This is a genomic window from Pedobacter sp., from assembly GCF_965249885.1.
GTDB lineage: Bacteria > Bacteroidota > Bacteroidia > Sphingobacteriales > Sphingobacteriaceae > Pedobacter.
Map to the genome: position 1 here is coordinate 2,119,624 of NZ_OZ252254.1, position 16,642 is coordinate 2,136,265.

Annotated in this window: 15 protein-coding genes and 1 pseudogene; 13 read left to right on the plus strand and 3 right to left on the minus strand. The window is 42.9% G+C overall.

Going from position 1 to position 16,642, the window contains the following annotated elements:
• Nucleotides 1-53 precede the first annotated feature (53 nt).
• The 13 genes and pseudogenes from mobC (at nt 54) to ACY2A0_RS09045 (ending at nt 9,307) form a co-directional block, all read left to right on the plus strand.
• Entirely contained in the window at nt 54-2,036 is a 1,983-nt protein-coding gene (gene mobC, locus ACY2A0_RS08985) for a conjugal transfer protein MobC (protein WP_461791387.1), read from the plus strand.
• An 18-nt stretch (nt 2,037-2,054) separates the two neighbouring features.
• Nucleotides 2,055-3,035 (plus strand): PDDEXK nuclease domain-containing protein, encoded by a 981-nt coding sequence (locus ACY2A0_RS08990; RefSeq protein WP_461791388.1) that lies wholly within the window; start codon nt 2,055-2,057, stop codon nt 3,033-3,035.
• Between the two features lie 418 nt (nt 3,036-3,453).
• A complete protein-coding gene (locus ACY2A0_RS08995; RefSeq protein ID WP_461791389.1) occupies nt 3,454-3,753 on the plus strand; it encodes a hypothetical protein in 300 nt (99 codons plus the stop codon).
• Entirely contained in the window at nt 3,750-4,541 is a 792-nt protein-coding gene (locus ACY2A0_RS09000; protein WP_461791390.1) for a DUF3560 domain-containing protein, read from the plus strand. Before ACY2A0_RS08995 ends, ACY2A0_RS09000 begins: the two co-directional genes overlap by 4 nt.
• Nucleotides 4,542-4,587: 46 nt before the next feature.
• Nucleotides 4,588-4,965, plus strand: coding sequence for a hypothetical protein (locus ACY2A0_RS09005; protein WP_461791391.1), 378 nt, complete (start codon nt 4,588-4,590; stop codon nt 4,963-4,965).
• Nucleotides 4,966-4,976: 11 nt separating this feature from the next.
• Nucleotides 4,977-5,384: a hypothetical protein gene (locus tag ACY2A0_RS09010; RefSeq protein ID WP_461791392.1), complete on the plus strand. Its 408-nt coding sequence runs from the start codon at nt 4,977-4,979 to the stop codon at nt 5,382-5,384.
• A complete protein-coding gene (locus ACY2A0_RS09015; RefSeq protein ID WP_461791393.1) occupies nt 5,381-5,947 on the plus strand; it encodes a hypothetical protein in 567 nt (188 codons plus the stop codon). The genes ACY2A0_RS09010 and ACY2A0_RS09015 overlap by 4 nt, the downstream gene beginning before the upstream one ends.
• A 10-nt stretch (nt 5,948-5,957) precedes the next feature.
• Entirely contained in the window at nt 5,958-6,437 is a 480-nt protein-coding gene (locus ACY2A0_RS09020; RefSeq protein WP_461791394.1) for a ParB/RepB/Spo0J family partition protein, read from the plus strand.
• A pseudogene (locus ACY2A0_RS09025) lies at nt 6,347-7,567 on the plus strand (hypothetical protein); the annotation flags it as partial. The gene ACY2A0_RS09020 and the pseudogene ACY2A0_RS09025, both read left to right, overlap by 91 nt.
• 51 nt (nt 7,568-7,618) lie before the next feature.
• Nucleotides 7,619-7,822, plus strand: coding sequence for a hypothetical protein (locus tag ACY2A0_RS09030; RefSeq protein WP_461791395.1), 204 nt, complete (start codon nt 7,619-7,621; stop codon nt 7,820-7,822).
• The gene (locus tag ACY2A0_RS09035) at nt 7,803-8,024 is read left to right on the plus strand and encodes a hypothetical protein (protein ID WP_461791396.1); all 222 of its coding nucleotides are present in this window, start codon (nt 7,803-7,805) and stop codon (nt 8,022-8,024) included. Before ACY2A0_RS09030 ends, ACY2A0_RS09035 begins: the two co-directional genes overlap by 20 nt.
• Before the next feature lie 29 nt (nt 8,025-8,053).
• A complete protein-coding gene (locus tag ACY2A0_RS09040; RefSeq protein ID WP_461791397.1) occupies nt 8,054-8,284 on the plus strand; it encodes a hypothetical protein in 231 nt (76 codons plus the stop codon).
• 222 nt (nt 8,285-8,506) lie between these two features.
• Entirely contained in the window at nt 8,507-9,307 is an 801-nt protein-coding gene (locus ACY2A0_RS09045; RefSeq protein WP_461791398.1) for a hypothetical protein, read from the plus strand.
• 58 nt (nt 9,308-9,365) lie between these two features.
• On the opposite strand, the gene ACY2A0_RS09050 is transcribed toward ACY2A0_RS09045, so the two are convergent.
• The 3 genes from ACY2A0_RS09050 to ACY2A0_RS09060 form a co-directional block, all read right to left on the minus strand.
• Nucleotides 9,366-12,407 (minus strand): hypothetical protein, encoded by a 3,042-nt coding sequence (locus ACY2A0_RS09050; protein WP_461791399.1) that lies wholly within the window; start codon nt 12,405-12,407, stop codon nt 9,366-9,368.
• A gap of 143 nt (nt 12,408-12,550) precedes the next feature.
• Nucleotides 12,551-15,841, minus strand: a complete 3,291-nt coding sequence (locus tag ACY2A0_RS09055; RefSeq protein ID WP_461791400.1) for an SMEK domain-containing protein — start codon at nt 15,839-15,841, stop codon at nt 12,551-12,553.
• A 115-nt stretch (nt 15,842-15,956) separates the two neighbouring features.
• Nucleotides 15,957-16,217, minus strand: a complete 261-nt coding sequence (locus ACY2A0_RS09060) for a helix-turn-helix domain-containing protein (RefSeq protein WP_461791401.1) — start codon at nt 16,215-16,217, stop codon at nt 15,957-15,959.
• Between the last annotated feature and the right edge of the window lie 425 nt (nt 16,218-16,642).

Genomic DNA, 16,642 nt, shown 5'->3' on the forward strand with positions numbered 1-16,642 from the left:
CTTAAAACAGAAGAAAACAAATCAACATTAGCATAACCCTTAAATCAAATGATATGTCATCAACAGAGAACCAACAGGCCCTTGGTAAGATATTGGATCTGACCAGGCTTATTGCAATCAGTATTCTGGCATTGCACTTTTATTATTACTGCTACGGTGCTTTTAAAACTTGGGGGCTTACCGTTCAGCTGACCGATCACCTGATGGGCAACATTGAGCGCACAGGGCTTTTCGGCAGCTTCATTCGCTCCAAGCTCATTGCCCTTGGCTTCCTTATCATTTCACTCATTGGCGGACGTGGAAAGAAAGATGAAAAGCTCGGCTACAGAACTGCATTTGCCTACATTATCTGCGGATTGGTGGTTTATTTTGCCAGCTACCTATGCCTTGTGGTATCAATGCAGATGGTATACGTGGCTGCGCTTTATATGGGCGTAACCTCGCTGGGATTTTTGCTGATACTCTCAGGAGGAACCCTGCTTTCCCGAATCATCCGCGACAAACTGAACGAAGATATTTTCAACGACCAGCAGGAGACTTTTCCCCAGGAGGAACGGTACATCGAAAACGAATTTTCGGTGAACCTTCCGGCAAGGTACAGATTGAAGAACAAATACCGTGAAAGTTGGATCAATGTGATCAATCCGCATCGCGGGTCTTTGGTAATTGGCACACCTGGAGCCGGAAAAAGTTATTTCGTAATCAGGCACTTTATTACCCAGCACATAGCCAAGGGTCATACAATGTTCGTGTACGACTTCAAGTTCGATGATCTTACCCGGATTGCCTACAATAACTGGCTGAAAAGCAAGGGGGTATTTAAAAAAGTACCGAAGTTTTTCTACATCAACTTTGACGACCTGAACCGCTCGCACCGTGGCAATGCGCTTGATCCTGCGGCAATGGTCGATATTACCGACGCGGCGGAAAGCGCCAGGACCATTTTATTGGGGCTTAATAAACAGTGGATTTCCAAGACTGGAGATTTCTTTGTCGAGTCCCCAATCAACTTTGTAACCGCCATTATCTGGTATCTCCGTAAGTACAATGATGGACAGTTTTGCACCCTGCCGCACGTTATCGAACTCATGCAGGTAGACTACGATAGTCTGTTTACGCTGCTGCGCTCGGAAAAGGAAATCGAGGTATTGATCAACCCCTTTGTAAATGCCTACCTCAATGACGTAATGGAGCAATTGGAGGGGCAGATTGCATCGGCCAAGATCGCTATGGCAAGGTTGGCTTCTCCGCAATTGTACTATGTGCTTTCCGGAAACGATTTTACGCTGGACCTGAATAATCCAGACGACCCCAAGATCATCTGCATGGGGAACAACCCGCAGAAGATACAGACCTACGGAGCCGTGATCTCCCTGTACGTTAACCGCTTGGTAAAACTGGTGAACCAGAAAGGAAAACTGAAATCTTCGCTGATATTCGATGAGTTCCCGACCCTGTACCTCAACGGTATCGACTCGCTCATTGCTACTGCCCGTAGTAACTTGGTTTCTACCTGTCTGGGCGTACAGGACTTTAGCCAGCTGCGCAAGGATTACGGGCGGGAACAGGCCGACGTAATCGTGAACATTACCGGGAATATTATATCGGGGCAGGTAGTTGGCGATACTGCCCGTTCGTTATCCGAACGCTTTGGGAAGATCATGCAGGACCGGGTAAGTTATTCCATCAATTGCGGTGACACCTCGATCAGCAGATCAAAACAGTTGGATAGTGCCATTCCAGCATCCAAGATTTCGGGATTGAGCAGTGGCGAATTCGTGGGAATGGTGTCCGACAATCCAACGGAAAAGATCGAACTGAAAACATTCCATTGCGAAATTATAAATGATCACCAGGCCATCAAGGCCGAAGAGGAAAGCTATGTGCCGATACCCGAAGTAAGGAATGTAACTCCTGCCATGGTACAGCGAAACTATATGCAGATCAAGCAGGATATTGAGGATATTATCTACTCGGAAATGGAACGTCTGATGAACGATCCGGCATTAAAGGATTTGGTAATTAAAAAACAATAATGGAGAAAGGAGTTTGTAATGGAGAACAGATTTAATGAAGTGATCAAACTGATCAGGGAATCACGGGAAAGGGCATTTAGGGTAGTAAATGCCGAATTGATAGACCTGTATTGGAAGATAGGGAAATACATTGCAGCAAAGGTCGAAACCGCTGAATGGGGAAAGGGAATTGTAACGGAACTGGCAGCTCATATCAAAAAGAAAGAACCGGAACTTAAAGGTTTTTCGCATTCGAACCTTTGGCGCATGAAACAGTTTTACGAAACTTATATCGGCCAGCCAAAACTCGCAGCACTGCTGCGAGAAATCAGTTGGTCACACAATATGATCATTATGGGGGCTACAACTGTGATGGAAGAACGTGAGTTTTATATCAAGATGTCCATTCGGGAACGGTACAGTTCAAGACAACTGGAAAGGCAGATCAGCAGTTCGCTTTTTGAACGTACAATGCTCGGTGGTGCAAAACTCGCAGCACTGCCGCGAGAAATGGAAAATAATATTGCAGGTGCCTTTAGGGACAGCTACATCTTTGAATTCTTGAACCTCCCGGAACAGTACAATGAAAGCGACCTTCAAAAGAATTTGATCAGGAAAATGAAAGACTTCATTGTAGAACTGGGAAAGGACTTTCTTTTTGTTGGTGAGCAGTACCGCGTTCAGGTCGGTATGTCAGATTTTTTTATCGATCTGCTGTTCTACCACCGTGGTTTGCAATGTCTGGTTGCACTTGAACTCAAAGCGGAAAAGTTCAGGCCGGAGCATCTGGGGCAGCTTAATTTTTATTTGGAGGCACTCGACCGTGATGTAAAGCGTGAAAACGAAAATCCCTCCATCGGGATTTTGCTTTGCAAGAACCGTGACCAGGAAGTGGTAGAATATGCGATGAGCAGAAGCCTTTCCCCAACGATGGTGGCAGAATACAGAACACAGCTGCCCGATAAAAAACTGTTGCAGCAAAAGTTGCACGAGCTACTGGATGGTTCGGTGGGCAGTTAAGTTTTTGTGGTTACATGTGATGTAGTGGCGGGATTTTCCCGCCATTTTTTTTTGCCCTTTCTCTAGGTGCTGGATGCTGGGGTTGCTAAAATTTTGGTGATGGATATACGAATTAAAAAGTTGGGATGATTTAGGCAATAATGGATTAAAGGTGATTTCCTTCCTCGTTTTCAATGCTGCTTTCGTTGCTTCCCTTCTTTGCCGTCCAAGCCCCGGAATGCAGCGTGTTTCATTTCTGTGAGCAAAGGGACTTCCGCTTCCCGACAGCCCCAAGGTCATAGCGAGTTTGGTGAAAAATCTCCACCCCGCAAGGGGGTAGTATTTGTCACCAAAACCTTGTGGCAGTCGGTATCGCGGCGTAAAGCGGGCTCACGAAACGAAACACGGCATACTCCGGCTCTTTAGACGAAAAAAAAAAATGTCAGTCACGAAAACATATCGCATTGAAAACGGGAAAAAGGTAGTACGAAACGGCTCCTCCTCTCATTACCAAAAAAAATCGGCTTTTGGGATTGGAAAAACGGGGTTTTCAGGGCTGGAAACCTTCACGGTAACGGTCGCGCACGAAGGCGGGAAGGTGCGGTTAACGGTGGTTTCGATGTCGGGAATCGAAGGGGTTATAAAGCAGGTAACTGCTACCGAACGTTGCCCCGAAAGTGCCATTCTCAAAATCGCCCCGAAGGAAGTAAAAAGTAATCAGAAAAATAAAAGGTTATGAAACACAATTTTGAAGAGCGTAAACAGAACAGAATCGACCACGCAGAGGAACAGGCAAGAAAAAATGAAGCGAAAGCGAACGCTTTGAGCCAAACGGCAAGCGAAATGGCTTCTGTTATTCCCATGGGGCAACCAATTTTGGTAGGCCACCATTCGGAAAAGCGTGACAGAAATTACAGGGCAAAAATCGGCAATACCTTTCAAAGGTCGATTGATGCCAGTAAGAAAGCAGACCACTACAGGGAAAAGGCCAAGACCATCGAAAGCAACACCGCCATTTCTTCCGACGACCCCGAAGCATTGGACAAGATCGATGCGAAGATTTCACAACTGGAAAAATTACAGGCATTTATGAAGTCGGCTAACAAGTGTATCAGAAAGAACGATAAAGAGGGCTTTTTGAAACTAGAGGGCGCAACCGAAGCAATTTGGCAGATGCTGAACACGCCCGACCACTTCCACGGGGTGGGGTATCCCTTATATAGGCTCACAAACAACAATGCAAATATCAGACGGCTGAAAATCCGCAGGGCACAACTCGCAAAATTCGAAAACAGGGAAACAGAGACGGTCGAAGTGCAAGGGGTAAAAATAGTGCAGAACGTTGAGGCAAATCGGATACAGTTGATTTTTGACGGCATACCATCCGAAGAGGTAAGGCAACAGCTAAAGAAAAGATTCAGCTTCCGTTGGTGCAGGTCTGAGGGGGCTTGGCAAAGGCATTTGAACAACAATGGTATTTATAGCGCTAAACAGTTTCTAGTGTGGTACAAAACACACATAGGTTGAACCAAAAGCGACCGCCTTGGCGGTCGCTACTTTAAATAAATATGTGATGAAAACAATTAGAAATATGACTAATCCGGAACGGGGGTATCTATTGGCCCAATTGTTTCCCGAAGAACTGCCCGAAATATTACGGGTCATCAAATCCCTGCACAAAGTACTGATGGAGGACAGGGATAAAATCAAACAAGATTGGGACAATGAAATGATTACGGTTGACTTTTGGTGTAAGGTCGCCGAAGATACGAACCGAAGGGTTTTGGGCGAGGGCAATAAACTATTGAAGCCGAGACGTTTTGCTGACCAGCTTTTCGATTATCCCAATGCCCTGTTCACGGTAGACTGCATCCAAAAATACGCAGAAAAGGAGCGAAAGAACAGCCGTTTTTACCATTTCGTACAGGCACTCTACAAGTATGAACCCTAGAAATGGTTAGGATGAAAATTGTAACGATCAAATATCGGAAGTATGAGGAAAAAGTGTTGTTGGACGAAAATTTCGTTCTCGACAACCTCTTCCTCATTATTCTAAACGACAGGGATTTTATGTGGTTTAACATCCAGGACGAGCAGGGTAAGATCCTTCTGTCCAGTTGGTATCCCGATAAGGAAAGTGGAGCAATTTTCGTAAGCGTCGCCCCAAATTTCAAAAAGGAGGTAGAAATTCTTGGAACGACCTACAACGCTTACAATACCCCGTCGCTCATCCATCGCACAAAAACTTCGTGGAAAGTGGGAAGCCATTCCTATACACGGAAAAGAGGTGCAATGGAATATATCCGACAGACTAATATAAGGGCTAGGCTCACTATCATGAGTTTTTTGGCAGATAAGGGACAAATATGAAAGTATCAGATTTAAATGATAAATACCGCTACAGTCAGCGGATTTATAACCTGTACGTTTCGGCAGTAAAAAGCCCAATTACAGGCGTAAGGAGCAAAATCTATGCGGAATTACTCGAAGAATTGTTGCATGAACATTTTCGAATCAATTTGATCGGCAGGGGTTTGGGAACGGCACGAAGCGGAACAAAATCCCTTCTTAGGGAGATTGCATGGCACAAGAAAAATCGAACGACTGCACAATTGGGATATGTGGGGGCAGATGCGACCGAGCTTGAACGGCGTGATAAAATACATTGGGATCGCTTAATGCGACAATGGCATGAGGAAGAAGACCAAGCGCTCAGTTTGAGGGCGATGGAAACCGAGCCGAAAGCATTGCGCCAAATCGGCAAGCTCCTTAAGCAGATCGAAGGTTTTGCCAATCTCCACATGTCCAGTATGGATGATGCCTACCTGTGCGCTTCGGCCAATGCACTGATGAAGATTATCCAGAACAACGGTTACCAAATCGACCCGATCAACGGTAAACTTATAAAGACCACCACTATTATTCATTTTTAAAATTAGTATGATGAGTACAGCAGTAAATGACAGAAAGATTGTAGATATCCAGCTGTCGCAGATTTCACCCAACCCATTTAACCCCCGTACCTCATTTTCCGAGGAAGAACTGAGGGAGCTTTCGCTAAGTATTTCCGAAACGGGAGTTATACAGGCAGTCGTGCTACGCAAGGTAGGAACAAAGTACCAAACGGCAGTTGGCGAGCGCCGTATCAGAGCATCCCGACTGGCGGGAAAGAAAACAATTCCTGCCGAGGTAAGGGTGCTTTCAGATGATGAAATGGTAGATATTGCCATAGTCGAGAACCTGCAGCGGAGCGATGTTCCGCCGATGGAGGAGCGGCAGCCTTTAAAAATCTCGCAGAAACGAGACAATATGATGTTGCCGCCCTCTGTGCGAAGTTCAGCAAGTCCGAAAAATACATCCGTAGCCGATTGGCGCTCAATGACCTTTTGGAAGAATTTAAAGCGCTTCTTTCCTCAGAGGTGATCAATGTCGGTGTAGCTCTGGAACTATGCAAGTTTGCGCCCGAAACCCAACAGGAAATTTTTACGCAACATTTCGAAAATGAAAATACTTTCGGCTCTTGGCGTACGTACGGAGTAAAACAGTTATCAAAGGCAATCTTTAACAAGTACACAACCGCCCTAAAAGAGTATGGTTTTGATAAGACGGATTGTGCCAAATGTCCATTTAACAGCAGTCTGTTCTCACTTTTTGGCGAACCTGCCGAGCAGGGCAATTGTGGTCAAAGAACCTGTTTGGAGGAAAAAAACACGGCTTTCCTGTTCGAAAGGGCAAAGCAGTTGGCGGATGATGATCCAAAACGGCTATTATGTTTTGGCTACAACTCCAATGATAGTGTTAACGAAATGCTGGTCGAGGCGGGTTATACAGTAGTATCAAAGGATGATTTTCGCAAATATCCGAAGCCACCAGTACTGCCGATTGCAGAGCAGGACGGGGATGCAGAATCGTTCGCAGAGTCAATGGAAGAGTTTCAGCGGTCGGAGGAAAACTATCAACAGGAAATGGCGAAGCTTGCCGAACTGATCGAACAGGGAAAGATCGTCGAATGTGTGCAGGTGAGCAAAAGAGAGATCACTTTGGGCTATGTGCAGGGCAGCCCTGAAACCAAATCCAACGACCCCGAGAAGGAAATAGAAAAGCTGAGATACAAGGACAAACGCTTTAAGGAAATCGAGCAGGAGAAGATTGTAGCCGATACCAAAAGCTTGGTTCACAAAGCTGTCTATAGGGATAAGTTCAGCGATCTGGAGGAACAGGCACTATATTTTTTGATGCTGTCTGCACTCAAAAAGGATCACTTTGCCGACTTTGGATTGAAGCAGAAATTTTATTTGGAAGAAAAGGACAGGCTCAAACTTAGCGGTAAACTGACCGAGGAACAAAAGACACTCATACGCCGTGACTTTATCGTTCAGCACCTTACCCAACAGACAGGTGCGGGGCTTGACCTGCTACAGAAATTTGCACGCCAGCACGTGCCCGATGAACTCGCTGAAATCGAGAAAGTTCATAAAGCCGAGTATCAAAAACGCCACAATCGGTTGGAAGAACGGATTAAGGGTTTGCAGGACGCCATCAAAAAAGACTAAAAATTCGGTCCGTGCGATCGCACGGACCACTTTTAATAACAAGGTACTAGGATGAAAACGATTTTAAGGGATCTGAACGGCTTCGAGATCGAGGTAACGGATTTGGATGGTGCGCTCGAACAGACCGAACTGATGAAAGAGTTTCGGCACGATCCGCCAAAGGTGTTGGACGAACAGCGGAAGTTGTACTGGCTCGACCTGTACAACAAGCTGTTGGAATTAAAGGGAAAGCAATATGAGCAATCTGGCAGATAAAACAGCATATCGTGCATTGAGCATTATAGCACGGATGGTAAGGGATTTTGAAGGGCTTCATTACTTGGACATGACCAAAACGGACGATTGGGATGCCACAAATGCCCGTAACCTTTTGGAGGGAATTCTGCAATCGAATGGATATCAGGTCAATTATGACCGCTCGGCAAAAAGACCTCTTGCAAAGCTTCCGCCAAAATAGCTGTATACAATTAAATAAAAACAAATAGAATGGCAATGTATAATGCAATTGACCTTATCGAACTGGTAAAAAAAGCAGTCGATAAGGCGGGCGTAGAACTCGGCTTTAACGGATTTTGCACCCTTGAAAAAGAAATAGGCCTTCCCCAGGGATGGCTTACAAACCTATACCATGATGCCCTTTGCGCCGAAAGGAAAGGGGATTTTGTAGTCAAACGCTATGAACTGGTAACAGCACTGATAGACTATGTAGGTGATTGAACACTATCGGGCGGCAAAAACGCCATTCCACCCTATGGGCGGAATGGCGTTTTTGCGTTTTAATCGGTGCAAGCTTAGGTCTGGCGACATACCTAAGCTTGCGGCCTTTTTCTGCCGATTGCCATAGTACATAGATCGTTTTCGGATCAATTAGGGTAACAATTTTCTGCTCCGGCTGATATGTCAATGATAAATTATGGTTCCACTTTAAATTTTTAGATTATGAAAACATCTTTTTTGATCAGATCCATCACATTGTTTATAGTGGCATTATCGTTTGCAGACAATGTGTGGTCGCAGGGCAGTCTTATTAAGTTTGGCTTCTTTGGTGGAGTAAGCAATCCCACCTCAGCGTATCGAGATAGTCTTTCTAGGGCAAGAAACGGTTATGTAATGGGTCTGTCGGGCAGCTATTTTTTTCCGGGCAGTGGACTAGGTATAGGTATAGATGCAAGGTTTGCCAGAAACCCGCACCAGACACCTGATCCTGTAACAGAACAGGACGCTACAAGCACCTCAACACTTTCAAATACTTACCATTCTCCGCTACGTTTTAAGTATTATACTGTGGCATTAGGACCAGTATATCGTCTTGGAGAAGGACGTTTGGGGTTGGAACTCTACGCAAAGGCAGGGATGATATTCGAGCAATTTCCAACTTATACCCGAAAACAGACCGTTGTTATACAGAATCAGACCGGCGGAGGTCCGTTCGGTGGCGGGCCGACTAACCCGGTTACATTTGTATTTGATCAATCGGCTGCCAAGACAGAGCGTACCAATGCCTGGACTGCGCTGATGGGGGCGAAGGCCTCCTATGAGATTACATCCGGATTCGAAATTTTTGCCTTTGGTGACTACCAGACCACCCTTGGAAAGAAAGGCAGGTTTACCGTTGAGGATCTGCGAAGCGGACAACAGCCGCCCCAAGCTATACCGATCACGATGATAAGTTTCGGTGGTGGTATTCGCCTTTCATTCGGAAGCGGTTACGAATCAGGAGCATTGAGGTTAAATCCTTAATTGGATAATAACAACAAAAGAATGGATGGCTTCTGACATCCATTCTTTTGTCAAAAAACTACTGGAGCTGAAAATGCGAAAGGTCAATAAAAGCACAAAAACTCTTGAATAGCCGGCCATAATCAACTTTGACTTTGGCGTCGTGAAGGATTTTTACCATGTTTCCAGAAAGGAAGAATGCACTATGAAATGCTTCGGAATTTTTTGTCTTCGCAGTTAGGCCATGGAAGAAGATCTGATTGATGTTTTTGCGGATGTCGGCCTGGTCGAAGCAATGAAACTTTTCCGGTTTGGGTAAGGCCCAATAGTAGTCGTCGGTCTCTTTGGCTACATCTATGATTGTTTTTAACGGCTCATTACTTTGTTCTACGTTCAGTATGTCATCGTCATATTGCTCACGTTCATGAATTTGAATGTTTATGCCTGTACTTCTGACAAATTCTATTTCTGGGTGTTCGGTGTCGATCTTGATTTTGAATCCCGCCAGTTTCAACTCCCTTTTGACTAGCCAAGCCTTCTCGGACTTTAGGGCATTGATGATATCGTGTACCTCAATTGTCCTGCTACTTCTGTGATAATACATCTGTTCGTCAAGCTCAGCGTCAAAAACTTCCATAGGTAGTACGTTCAGGAATTCTGGCGGAAGCAATAGCCAGGACGTGCGAAGCTGAGTATGATCGAATTCATTCAAAAGCGGTTCGAGAAATTCGACACCCTTTTGTTCAATGTAAGATCCAACTAACCACCTATAACCCTTTTCGGAGATTCCCTGTATCTCGATCAGGAAGCTGACGCTATCTTTCCAGTCAAGATAGCCCAGCTCTTCAAATGGAATCAAAGCTCCTGGCGATTTTAAGAAAGTGTAATCGTGACGTTTATCATACTTAGTCCAAAAACCCGATATCGATTCGATGTCTATCTTACGATTTTGATAGATTGACAATCGTAGATAATCAACAACCTCGGTCCACAGTTCGTAATCGCCTTTTGACCTACCGTTTTTTATTAGATCTCCTAATGATAAGTTTATGAAATCATTTGTTTCGCTACACTTTCCGATAGCGAGTAGCCTTCGCTTCGCATCACTCAAAACGTGGGTGGCGCGGTGATGTTTGAATGCGGTTGTTGCAGTGATTTCCGTTAGTTCTTCAACTGCCCTGTCTTCTTTTCCCTCCATATAGTTCTCGATGGTTTCCAGGAGTGAAACGCACTGTTGATCATCCTGACGGTTTACGTATAGGTCTGCCAATATATAAACAAGGTTGTCTCTATTGCTCGCAAGTTCTGTGTTGGATAGGGCGTCTATTATTGTCTTTGGAGAAAGAGGTCGGTGATAGTGACTAAAATAATCGTTCTCCTTTGATATATCGTTTTTTAGTTCGCGGAAGAACTCGGAAGTTTCAAAGTAGCTGTTGCTTTTAAGATTTTCCATGTGAGTTCCATCACCTGTATTTAGGTAGTAGAGCATTCCAAAGAGGTATCTGCTACTGGTGATGTGTTCTTCGTTAACTCCGTTCATTAAAAGAGCCCGGGCATAGATATAGTAAAATCCATTGATCGACGAGCCATGGTCTCGCACGGTAAGACTTAAAATTAGGCCTAGATCATAGTACTGTTCGATACTAAGGTCCTTCGGTTCCAGCTTACAAAGCAACTGACGTATATTTGTGTACAGATCCCTGAATGCCTCATAGTCAGTTACATTGCCTATTTGTATTTTGAAGTAATCTAATGATGCAAATTTTTGGACAATCGACCTGCACTGGTCGATAGAAAATTCGAAGTTCAAAAGTCTCGATTGGAACCGTTTTTCACCGGCCATTATCGACTGGTAGACTTGCTCAGAAATCCGTTCCGCCATCGTACTGTAGTCAATTGCTGAATTCCTGAGATAGGTATGAAAGCTGTCGTGGAACAAGGTGATCCTGTTCAGCCTTAGATCAAAAAGATACGGCCTCTCACTGATAAACTCCGTGATCAGGGGGGACGTTTCCTTTCCCAGTAATAATGAAACCTCTGAGTGCATTAGAAATGAACTGGTACATAGGAAGAGCGCCAAGGCCTGTTTCCCTTTTTCTTGCGACACGATCTGGTCGTAGTAACTGTTTATGTCTTCGAACCTCTTGGTATCGGGAATCGTCCCATATTTTTTGTAGTGCTCCGAAATGTACTTTACCAGTATTGGATATCCCAACGTGATCTTATATATGCTATCCGCTATTTCATATTCAATATGGTACAATTCTTCTAGGACCTGTTTGGTCTGCTCCAAATTCCAATTTTCCAAAAGTTGTCTCTTCCAATTTGGTCGCTGCCTGAGCGGCCTGCTCAATATGATAGCCCTTGTCCTTTCTTTTATCCTATCAATGAATCTGACAAACCGTTCAAGATCAGTGTTGTTGTAGTTCTCAACATGGTCTAGTCCATCTAGGATAAACGTCGCATTCCTATTTGATATTTCGGAAATTATATCATCTTCACTACGGTTGACAAAATCGGTAAATAATCGTTTTGATAGGTCGACAATGAAATTCTCAAAAATGAGCCGATCTTGTTTGTGGGGGTCCTGGTTGGAAATCCAGAATCGGTAGAGTATAAAATTTGCAGTAGTCTTGGTCAAAAGGTTTACCAAATGGCTTTTTCCTACACCGGGCTTTCCTTCGATAAGCAATACCTTTTCATCCCTTAGGATAGATCTTGAGACTATAACCGTTGGTTCTGATAATTGGGTACTGTAGTGGCTGACAAGGGGCAGATCCTTTCGTTGGATGACAAACTCCCGTTTATCTAACTTTTTGTTCAGGAACTGCGAAATGATGTTCTTTCGCCATGGATCGGTTTCGTACAAATCCTCTATGGCCTGATCGATTTCCGACCTATTCATCGAAACGATATGAATGCCATTGAACAACTTGGAACGAAAACCTAAAATTTCGCTATCGGTTTCCAAATTTATCTGCTTGAAGAAGATGGCATTTTTGCCTGGTGCCAATCGGTGCGGCTTCCCTTTGATGTTTATACTCTGATGCGACACTTCGAGATCGTCTATCGAAATCTCTTCAAAATCCTTGATCTGGAAAAACACTTGTTCGTTTCCCAAATTAAGGCTTACATCATCAAATTTGTGGTTGGTATTAATTTCAATCTCCAACGAGTCAATTTTCCTCTTCGAATCCATTAAAGACAGAAAAAGCGATGTGACGTGCTGCTGATAGGAGTAGCCAATTAAAGCGTGTTTCATTTTTATTGGTTTGATGTGCTGAGCTTCTTTATGGCCTTTACTGCATCTTTGCCATACTTGGGATGCCCAGACAAATTCTTCAGTGGTTCTATTACCGATGCGTCTCCATATTGCTGCAAAAGGTCGATCGCATGAATATTCGGATCGTCGTTGAAACTAATGGATTTTATCGGCTTTTGCCCCCCTAAGTTCTCTATTGCTTCAATACTCCTTTTAACGACAAGATCCTTATATGACTCTTCAAACAACACTACAGACTTCCGTTCAAATAATTTCCTAATGGTTATCTGGGCGATATTATATCTGTACTGGCGTAAAGTATCGATCGTATAGCAATTGGACTTTTCAAAAAGGAATTCGACAGCCTTGTTCGCGGAAGCTTTGAGCTGCTTTGGCTCAAGGTCAGTTCTATTGTGCCAGTAACATAATTCGGCCGCAGCGTAAAGGGATCGTTCGCTTAGGTCTGCAGCTTCTTTAAACCGACTAACCAAAGGGTAGTTGAATTTGCCCAATATGATATGCGACATAAGAAAAAGTTGAAATGCATCTTGTGGTATTGTCCTATCTGTAATGGGTACCTCTGTCAGTCTAACAATGAGCGGACACATTTTGTCTTCGAGCATTTTGAAAGCATCGGATAAAAGCGTTGCTCCGAAGAATGGAAAATAAAGACCCTTTAAAGCCATACGAAAGAATTTATCTTTCTTTTTTTTAGTTAGATTTAAAATCGCTGTATGGTAGGCATTACTGTAAGGATGATCAAATTGACGACAATAAAGGCTGAAAATTTCTTTGCAATTTTCATCTGATTCATCTTCAGAGATGACTTGATCTATTTCATGTTCGGCAACTGAGATATGTCGTTCAGTATCTTCTTCCAAAGCACCCATTGCAGAAAGCGCATCAAATATTGATGTGGATAGCCAAGCATTAGTGGTTTGACCCTGTATTTCATCTAGACCATCTATGAGCGCTTGTCGTTCTGCCTCATTTCTTGGAAAAAAATAGATTGAGTCAAGAACAGCAAATAATAGGGGGTGTGGAGTGCTTCTCCATTTGTTTTTGATTAGATCTAATACATAAGGATAAAATTGTTGCAACTCGTCACGATATCTAAGTAATACAACTATGAAGAAGAATTTTCCCACATTGATGGGGGCGCTGTCAGACAACGAATCTAACGCCTCTTTTGGAAAGGTTGGACCGTCATCAAAACGGAGGAATCCGGAATGCAATTTTTCCATTATGGAAGAGATCGCAGATTTCTTTTGGGAGTGGCTTTGATAGGTCGCTACAAACACTGCAGATGATGCACTAATTTGCTGGCTCCGGCATGCTTCCTTAAGTTCTTTTATTTGTTCCAGCATTTTTTTATCCATTTTTTCTATCACTTCGGAGAATTCAAGTATATATTCTCCCTCTGATAATCTATATGGTATTAATTTTATGAAAGCATATTCTTGATCTGTCCATTTTGTGAGTGTTTCCTCTACAAAACTAACTGCATCAATCTCATTGTTAGTGAGTTCATATCTTAGTCCTTCAATTTCCTTCCCTGCCATTTCAATGGTATCGACCACTTTTCTCATTGCCCAATTCTTCACGAACTCTCCAGCTTCCCCTTCGTAAAGTGCATTAAGAAGATTTACGTCGATAATTTGTGCCAATACTTCGTTCAAGATCGATATATCGGTAATTGCTCCAATAATCAAAGATTTCTTATCATAGTTTTTGGGTGCGTTTAGGTGTGTAAGTATTGATTTAGAGGTAGGAGAAAATCGGATAATACTTTCGACTACAAAGAAATCATAGAACATCTCGTGGTAAAAACTGGTCTTGCCCATTGTTCTTTCCAAAATCTTAGCCTCGATACAGTTCTCATAAATGGAATAGGGTAGGGCATTCGAACGCAGAATTTCTTCAACTTTGCGCTCTGGTATACTAAAAGAAATTTCCTCCGATAGAATGCTTGCGATATGCGACATGAATTCAAATCCATCTGCTTGTACTGCGCCGAGTTTTTGCCTTATGAAAACCTCGAAAAGTGTAAACCTGCTCATCCGGTCGATGTTCTCAGCCGTAATCTCTCCCAACATTTTAGCTTCCATTGATGTTGAAATGGTTTCCAAGATGAGGTCGAATTTATCCCCGACCATTTTTCCGCTGTATTTTCCGGTAATGGCTCTTTTGGTCTCAAATGACGGGAAATTGATGTCAATCCGCGGAAGGTTGAGTGAGCCGAATAATGGATCATATTGCTGATCGCTAAGCAATATTTTTACCTTATGATCAAGTTTGATTTTCTCTATCTCAAGTAATAACTTCGGTCTTTTTTGAATATCACATTCATTAATTCCGTCAAATATCATAAGAACTTGTAGATCAAGTTCCCTTGCTATTCCGAAAAGATCAGTGATGGAATTGAATCCAAATGGCGTAATTGATTTTTCGAGCAGGGTACCAAGGTCTGAATCATAATATTTACTTTCAAAAATTAAGGCTACCCCATCATCGAGAAAATTAATGGCTAGCATTCTTGATAGCATTGATTTACCACAACCCGAAGGACCAATGATTAATAAACCATCATCTTTCCTGACAATCTGGCTCAGTTCGTTGGAAGTAATTTTCGTACCGTTCAATTTACAATCAAATTGAACAAAATTATTTGCCGTGTCACGATACTTGCCAACAATAAGTCTTTTGTAGAATGTGTATCTTTCCGAAGCCGAGTTGAAGTCGATGACTGGTTTAGCAACCAATGGGGATGATATACCAAATTCTCTTTCCAGAAGAGCTTTAATCTTGTTGAAACGCTTTTCATCATTGTGGTATATATCTTCGATAATCTCTATGAGATCATCCAGATAGTAGATATGTTGGTTGTGATCAAATATGTCGAGGTATTTAGAAAAAGGGGCGGTATTCTTGCTTTTTTTTATCCTATTACCTATGATGAAAAATCTTATCCCATTGGGATAACGTTTCCCGTAGTTTTGCGTCACAAAAGTATTAAGGCTTCCGAGCAATTTTGAATTATCCGTTTGAGAAGTCACCTGGAAAGCCAATTTCCCAACTTTGTCGTCCCCTAGATCAACCCCCGGATAGTTGCTTTTTTCTCGGTTAAGATCCCTAAGTTCAAGCTCAAATACAAGATTGAGTAGTGACATTGCGGTACTTTCCGATATCTTATTAATATTAAAATATCCTGAAGCGTTTGCTAGTTTAACTTCAGTTGCCCATAGGGATAGATATCTTCTGATTTCAAGAAAAGCCTCTTCGAAATTAGGCATCGTGATTGGTTTTAATTAAAGCGTTTAATCGTGCCCTTTGGTAGAGCCAACAATAAATATAGTTAAATGATTCTTGTTCGCAAAAATGAGATTTGTCAGTTGCTAGAACATCCTATCAACGGAATTTGCAAATAATACTTTCCACCAGTTTGATCTCTTCCTCCGGAACTTTCTGGAGGTCTGCAGTTACCAGCAGGTCAATGCTGATGTGATAGTAGGAAGCGATTCTTTTAAGGACGTCAATAGGCGGTTCAGCCACCTCTTGCTCGTAGGTCGAATACCTTCCTCTACTGACTATGATTTTTTCGCTAAACTCCCTTTGCGACAGCTTGTTGATATATCTTAAATACCGCAGATTATCTGAAAGGATTGACATTTTGCTAAAATTCTTAGCAACAAATGTAAAGAATTTAATCAAAAACCAACATAGCTTTGTTGAAAACAAAATAACAATAGGGGGTCCAGAACAGGAAGAGGGAAACTAATTGATAAACAAATATATCCATAAAAAGTTTCACCAGACCAATAATATATAATTATTACGACTGGTTATCCAATCTACCATGGCCTGCTAGTTCTGGATCAGGCCACAATAACATTCGGAAAATATAGGAAACAAGAGACTGGGATATCTCGTGCCCTTCCCGCTGTCAATATCACTGGAAAGCGTTCTGACAGGGATGTATATGCCGAATGCGCTTAGCGCATCGATGGGCGCAAGAGTGTAGATTTCCTCAAAAGTAAGCACTGCTTTTTCGTTTCAAACCGGCCACCAAACCTATTGCTCAGCTTTTGCAAGCC

Coding starts and splice junctions, on each gene's coding strand:
- mobC (WP_461791387.1), top strand. CDS start 54: ATGTCATCAACAGAGAACCAACAGGCCCTTGGTAAGATATTGGATCTG.
- ACY2A0_RS08990 (WP_461791388.1), top strand. CDS start 2,055: ATGGAGAACAGATTTAATGAAGTGATCAAACTGATCAGGGAATCACGG.
- ACY2A0_RS08995 (WP_461791389.1), top strand. CDS start 3,454: ATGTCAGTCACGAAAACATATCGCATTGAAAACGGGAAAAAGGTAGTA.
- ACY2A0_RS09000 (WP_461791390.1), top strand. CDS start 3,750: ATGAAACACAATTTTGAAGAGCGTAAACAGAACAGAATCGACCACGCA.
- ACY2A0_RS09005 (WP_461791391.1), top strand. CDS start 4,588: ATGAAAACAATTAGAAATATGACTAATCCGGAACGGGGGTATCTATTG.
- ACY2A0_RS09010 (WP_461791392.1), top strand. CDS start 4,977: ATGAAAATTGTAACGATCAAATATCGGAAGTATGAGGAAAAAGTGTTG.
- ACY2A0_RS09015 (WP_461791393.1), top strand. CDS start 5,381: ATGAAAGTATCAGATTTAAATGATAAATACCGCTACAGTCAGCGGATT.
- ACY2A0_RS09020 (WP_461791394.1), top strand. CDS start 5,958: ATGAGTACAGCAGTAAATGACAGAAAGATTGTAGATATCCAGCTGTCG.
- ACY2A0_RS09030 (WP_461791395.1), top strand. CDS start 7,619: ATGAAAACGATTTTAAGGGATCTGAACGGCTTCGAGATCGAGGTAACG.
- ACY2A0_RS09035 (WP_461791396.1), top strand. CDS start 7,803: ATGAGCAATCTGGCAGATAAAACAGCATATCGTGCATTGAGCATTATA.
- ACY2A0_RS09040 (WP_461791397.1), top strand. CDS start 8,054: ATGGCAATGTATAATGCAATTGACCTTATCGAACTGGTAAAAAAAGCA.
- ACY2A0_RS09045 (WP_461791398.1), top strand. CDS start 8,507: ATGAAAACATCTTTTTTGATCAGATCCATCACATTGTTTATAGTGGCA.
- ACY2A0_RS09055 (WP_461791400.1), bottom strand. CDS start 15,841: ATGCCTAATTTCGAAGAGGCTTTTCTTGAAATCAGAAGATATCTATCC.
- ACY2A0_RS09060 (WP_461791401.1), bottom strand. CDS start 16,217: ATGTCAATCCTTTCAGATAATCTGCGGTATTTAAGATATATCAACAAG.